Origin of the sequence: Bradyrhizobium sp., assembly GCF_016462955.1 — a bacterium.
Lineage (GTDB): Bacteria > Pseudomonadota > Alphaproteobacteria > Rhizobiales > Xanthobacteraceae > Bradyrhizobium.
Genome location: NZ_JAEMSD010000404.1, coordinates 1 through 4,638, shown reverse-complemented (window position 1 = coordinate 4,638; position 4,638 = coordinate 1). Strand labels below are relative to the sequence as shown.

Annotated in this window: 6 protein-coding genes; 1 reads left to right on the top strand and 5 read right to left on the bottom strand. The window is 66.0% G+C overall.

Going from position 1 to position 4,638, the window contains the following annotated elements:
• The 3 genes from JHD07_RS29765 to ltnD form a co-directional block, all read right to left on the bottom strand.
• A partial coding sequence (locus JHD07_RS29765; protein WP_291628640.1) for a four-carbon acid sugar kinase family protein occupies window positions 1-644 on the bottom strand: 644 nt, incomplete at its 3' end.
• Window positions 641-1,423: a 2-oxo-tetronate isomerase gene (gene otnI, locus JHD07_RS29760; protein ID WP_291628638.1), complete on the bottom strand. Its 783-nt coding sequence runs from the start codon at window positions 1,421-1,423 to the stop codon at window positions 641-643. The genes JHD07_RS29765 and otnI, both read right to left, overlap by 4 nt.
• 15 nt (window positions 1,424-1,438) lie before the next feature.
• Complete coding sequence (gene ltnD, locus JHD07_RS29755; protein ID WP_291628636.1) at window positions 1,439-2,356, bottom strand: L-threonate dehydrogenase; 918 nt, start codon at window positions 2,354-2,356, stop codon at window positions 1,439-1,441.
• 104 nt (window positions 2,357-2,460) lie between these two features.
• Here ltnD and JHD07_RS29750 point away from each other — a divergent pair, with 104 nt between their 5' ends.
• A complete protein-coding gene (locus JHD07_RS29750; protein ID WP_291628634.1) occupies window positions 2,461-3,153 on the top strand; it encodes an aldolase in 693 nt (230 codons plus the stop codon).
• A 152-nt stretch (window positions 3,154-3,305) separates the two neighbouring features.
• Here JHD07_RS29750 and JHD07_RS29745 read toward each other — a convergent pair whose 3' ends face one another.
• Together JHD07_RS29745 and JHD07_RS29740 are read right to left on the bottom strand one after the other, a co-directional pair.
• Window positions 3,306-4,010: an ABC transporter ATP-binding protein gene (locus JHD07_RS29745; RefSeq protein ID WP_291628632.1), complete on the bottom strand. Its 705-nt coding sequence runs from the start codon at window positions 4,008-4,010 to the stop codon at window positions 3,306-3,308.
• On the bottom strand, window positions 3,994-4,638 hold a 645-nt coding region (locus tag JHD07_RS29740; RefSeq protein WP_291628630.1), incomplete at its 5' end, for an ABC transporter ATP-binding protein. The genes JHD07_RS29740 and JHD07_RS29745, both read right to left, overlap by 17 nt.

The following is a 4,638-nucleotide window of genomic DNA, read 5'->3' as shown; positions in this document are numbered from 1 at the left end:
GCCTCGTCGCCAGCGGACATCGGTTGTCGGTCGAATACGGCGTCGACGATCGCGGCACCGACGCCCTTGGCGGCGAGCTCGCCCAGCCGCGCCCGGATCGCATCCGCGCCTCGGGTGACGGTGGCGAGATCGACGAGGCCGATCTGCGTCCTGCTCTGACGCGCCAGCACGCGCACCAGGTTGGAGTCGTGCATTGGATTGAGCGGGTGGTCTTTCAGCGGGCTCTCATTGAGCGGCACGGACCCGACGAAGAGATTGCCCTGGTAAACGGTGCGGCCGGTTTCCGGGAACGCCGGCGTTACCAGAACGGCGCCTTCGCCGCTGTCGGCGCGCAGCGCGTCCATCACCGGGCCGATATTGCCTGCATCGGTGGAATCGAACGTCGAGCAGATCTTGAACAGCACGTGACCCGCGCCGCGGCCGCGCAGCCATTTGTCCGCCGCGCGCGAACGCGAGACGGCAAGGCCCGCCTCGATCGAGCGGCTCTTCAGCGACACCACGACGGCATCGACCTCCGGCAGCGCCAGATCATCGGTCGGAATGCCGATCGTCTGCACGGTGCGTAGCCCTGCGCGCGTCAGCGTGTTGGCGAGATCGGAAGCGCCGGTGTAGTCGTCGGCGATGCAGCCCAATGCAAGGGTCACGGCTTCACTCCGGCATAGGGCTTGAACCAGCCGAGCCCATCGGTGGTCTTGCCGCGCGGATTGTATTCGCAGCCGACGAACCCGGTGTAACCGAGCCGGTCGAGCTCTTCGAACAGGAACGGATAGTTCAGCTCTTCACCATCGGGCTCGTTGCGCGAGGGGACGCTGGCGATCTGGATGTGGCCGATGATCGGCATCATCTCGCGCAGCCGCATGGTGACGTCGCCATGGATGATCTGGCAGTGATAGATGTCGAACTGGAGCTTGAGGTTCGCCAACCTCAGCTCCTGGACCAGATCGCGGGCGAAGCCAAAATCGTTGAGGAAATAGCCGGGCACGTTGCGCGCATTAATCGGCTCGATCACGACATCGATGCCGTGAGGCGCGAAGAACTCCGCAGCCCATGCCACCGACTTGTAGAAGGCCTCGATCGCGGCGCGCTCGCCGCGGTTGGCGATGCCGGCCATCAGGTGCAGGCGCTTGACGCCCGTCGCCTTGGCATAAGGCAACGCCGTGTCCAAGCTCGCCTTGAGATCGTTGAACCGCGACGGGAGCGCCGCAAAGCCCTTCTCGCCGGCATTCCAGTCGCCCGGCGGCAGGTTGAACAACGCCTGGGTCAGGCCGTTGCGCTTGAGCCGCTCGCCGACAGCCTCCGCCGGATGCTCGTAGGGAAACAGGAACTCGACCGCGGTGAAGCCGGCTTGCGCCGCGGCATCGAAGCGGTCGAGGAACGGCACCTCGGTGAACATCATCGAGAGATTGGCGGCAAAACGGGGCATTGAGGTTCCTCTTGTTTATGTGTCGCCGGGCAGCTTCACGCCGGTGACCTGCGCATACATGCGCGCCACCGACGCGTCGTCGTCGCGGCCCATGCCGGCGGCCGACGTCATCAGGAACATCTGGAGCGCGGCGGCGGAGACCGGCACGGGGAACCGGGCCGTGCGCGCCATGTCCTGGATGATGCCGAGGTCCTTGACGAAGATCTCGACTGCGCTGCGCGGCGTGTAATCGCCGTCGAGCACATGCGGCATGCGGTTTTCGAACATCCAGGAATTGCCGGCCGAAGCCGTGATCACCTCGTAGACCTTGCGGATGTCGAGCCCCTGCTTGGCCGCGAAAGCGATGGCTTCGCTGGCGGCGGCGATGTGCACGCCGGCGAGCAGCTGATTGATCATCTTGAACGCAGCACCTTGCCCGGCCGCATCGCCGAGCTCGTAGAGCTTTGCCGCCATCGCATCGAGTGCGGGCCGCGCCTTTGCAAAAGCGGAGGGACTGCCGGAGGCCAGGATCGTCAGTTCGCCCTGCGCGGCGCGCTGCGCCCCGCCGGAGATCGGCGCATCCAGATAATGGCGGCCGGTTGCCTCGAGCTGCTTGGCCAGGCGTCGCGCCACGTCGGGATCCATGGTGGCCGAGGATACGAAGACGGCATCCTTCGGCATGGTCTCGGCGACGCCGTCCTTGCCGAACAGGATGGCCTCGGTCTGAGCGGCGTTGACCACGACGCTGACGACGATGTCGGCGTCCTTGGCCGCTTCGGCCGGTGTCTTGGCCCCAGCGCCGCCATCCTTCATGAAGCGCGCCACGGCATCGGCCGAGACGTCGCAGCCGGTCACGGCGTGGCCGGCGCGCTTCAGCGACGTCGCCATTCCAAACCCCATCGAGCCGAGCCCGACGACGGCGATACGCTGCTGTTGTGACGTGGAGGCCGACATGCAACTGACCCTTGCGAAACGTTTCCGGATGGCCGCCCTTTGCGGCGGCTTCCCGAACCGATATCACGGCTTGGCCGCGCTGCCAAAGCGTGAGACAAGCGGGCATGACGGCCATGAGAACAGACGCGAGCGACGAGACACGGCTGCGCGAGGATATCTGCCGGTTCGGCCGGTCCCTGTTCGAACGCGGGCTGACGCCGGGCTCATCAGGCAACATCAGTGTCCGGCTGGACGGCGGCGGCTGGCTGGTGACGCCGACCAATGCCTCGCTCGGCTTCCTCGATCCGGCGAAGCTGTCGCGGCTGGATAGCCAGGGCCGGCTGGTGTCGGGCGACGCCCCGACCAAGGAAGTGCCGCTGCATACTGCGCTCTACGACACCCGCGGCAGTGCGCGTGCGATCGTGCACCTGCATTCCACGCATTCGGTCGCGCTCTCGATGCTGCCCGAGATCGACCCGCGCGCCGCGCTGCCGCCGATGACCGCCTACTATCTGATGAAATGCGGCGCCACCGCGCTCGTGCCCTATTATCGCCCGGGCGATCCCGCGGTTGCGGATGCGATCAAGGGACTGGCGGGAAAATATTCGTCCGTGCTGCTCGCCAATCACGGCCCGGTCGTTGCAGGCGACACGCTGGAAGCCGCGGTGTTTGCCACGGAAGAGCTGGAGGAGACGGCGAAGCTGTATCTGCTACTGCGCGGAATGAACCCGCGCTACCTGTCGCCGGAGCAGGTGACGGATCTGGTGAAGGTGTTCGGAGTGACACTGCCGGAGCACGGGCACGAGCACGGACATTAGCTCCCCCCACTGCTGTCATTCCTCGCGAAGGCGGGGAATCCAGTACGCCGCGGCTTCTCCGCATATCATCGACGTCTCGGAGTACTGGATCGCCCGATCAAGTCGGGCGATGACGCTGAGAATGTTGCGCGGGCGTGCCCGATACTTCTCGCCTACAGCCCCAGATACGCCTTCCGCACGTCCGGATTGCCCTTGATCTCCGCGGCCGCGCCCTGCATCAGCACGCGGCCGGTCTGCAGGATGTAGGCGCGGTCGGCGATCTCCAGGCACTCGGCCATGCGCTGCTCGACGATCAGCACGGTCATGCCGGAGTCACGGATTAGCTTCACCGCCTGGAAGATTTCATCCACCAGCTTCGGCATGATGCCCTGCGACGGCTCGTCCAGCATCAGCAGCCGCGGACGCGTCATCAGCGCGCGGCCGATCGCGAGCATCTGCTGCTCGCCGCCGGAGAGCGTTTCGGCACGCTGATCCAATCGTTCCTGCAGACGCGGGAATAGCTTGAAGACGAGTTCGAGCGGCGCTTCGCGATCCGCCTCGCCGCGAAAGAGGTAGCTGCCGAGACGAAGATTGTCGCGCACGGACAGGCGCGGGAACAGGCGGCGGTTCTCCGGCACATAGGCGATACCGGTCGCGGTGATGTGGTGCTGCGCCATGCCGTCCAGGCGCTTGCCGTCGAAGGTCACGCTGCCCGAGCGCGGTCGCTCGGCGCCGGCGATGGATTTGAGCAGCGTCGACTTGCCCGCGCCATTGGCGCCGGCAACGCAGACGATCTCGCCCTTCTCGACCTCGATCGAGACCGCGGAGATCGCGACCAGGCCCTGATAGGCGGTCGTGACTTCACGCACCGACAGCATGACGATCTCCCAGATATGCCTTGATCACCTTGGGATCGCGGACGACGTCGGCTGGCTTGCCCTCGACCAGCACCTTGCCGAGGTCGAGCACGATGGCGCGGTCGACCAGCGGCATGACGATCTCCATGACATGCTCGACCATCAGGACGGTGATGCCGGTGTCGCGCACCTTGCGCACCAGGGCGACGCCGGTCTGCGCCTCGGTCGGCGTCAGGCCGGTGAGGACTTCGTCGAGCAGCAGCAGCTTGGGTTCAGTCGCAAGCGCCCGCGCGACTTCGAGGCGGCGCTTCTCAGCCGGCACGAGGTCACTCGCGAGCACGTCGGCGCGCGCGGCAAGGCCGGTGAATTCGAGTACATCGTGCGCTTTGCGGCGTGCCTCGCGCATCACCGTGTTGCGGACGAGCGCACCGACGATGACGTTGTCGATGACCGTCATGGTCTCGAAGCTCTTGACCACCTGGAAGGTGCGCCCGATGCCGCGCTGGCAGCGCGCGGCCGCAGGCAGCTTGGTGACGTCCTCGCCGTCGAACAGAATCGAGCCTTGCGTCGGCGGCAGAACGCCGGCGATGAGATTGAACAGCGTCGACTTGCCGGCGCCGTTGGGGCCGATCAGGCCGACGATCTCGCC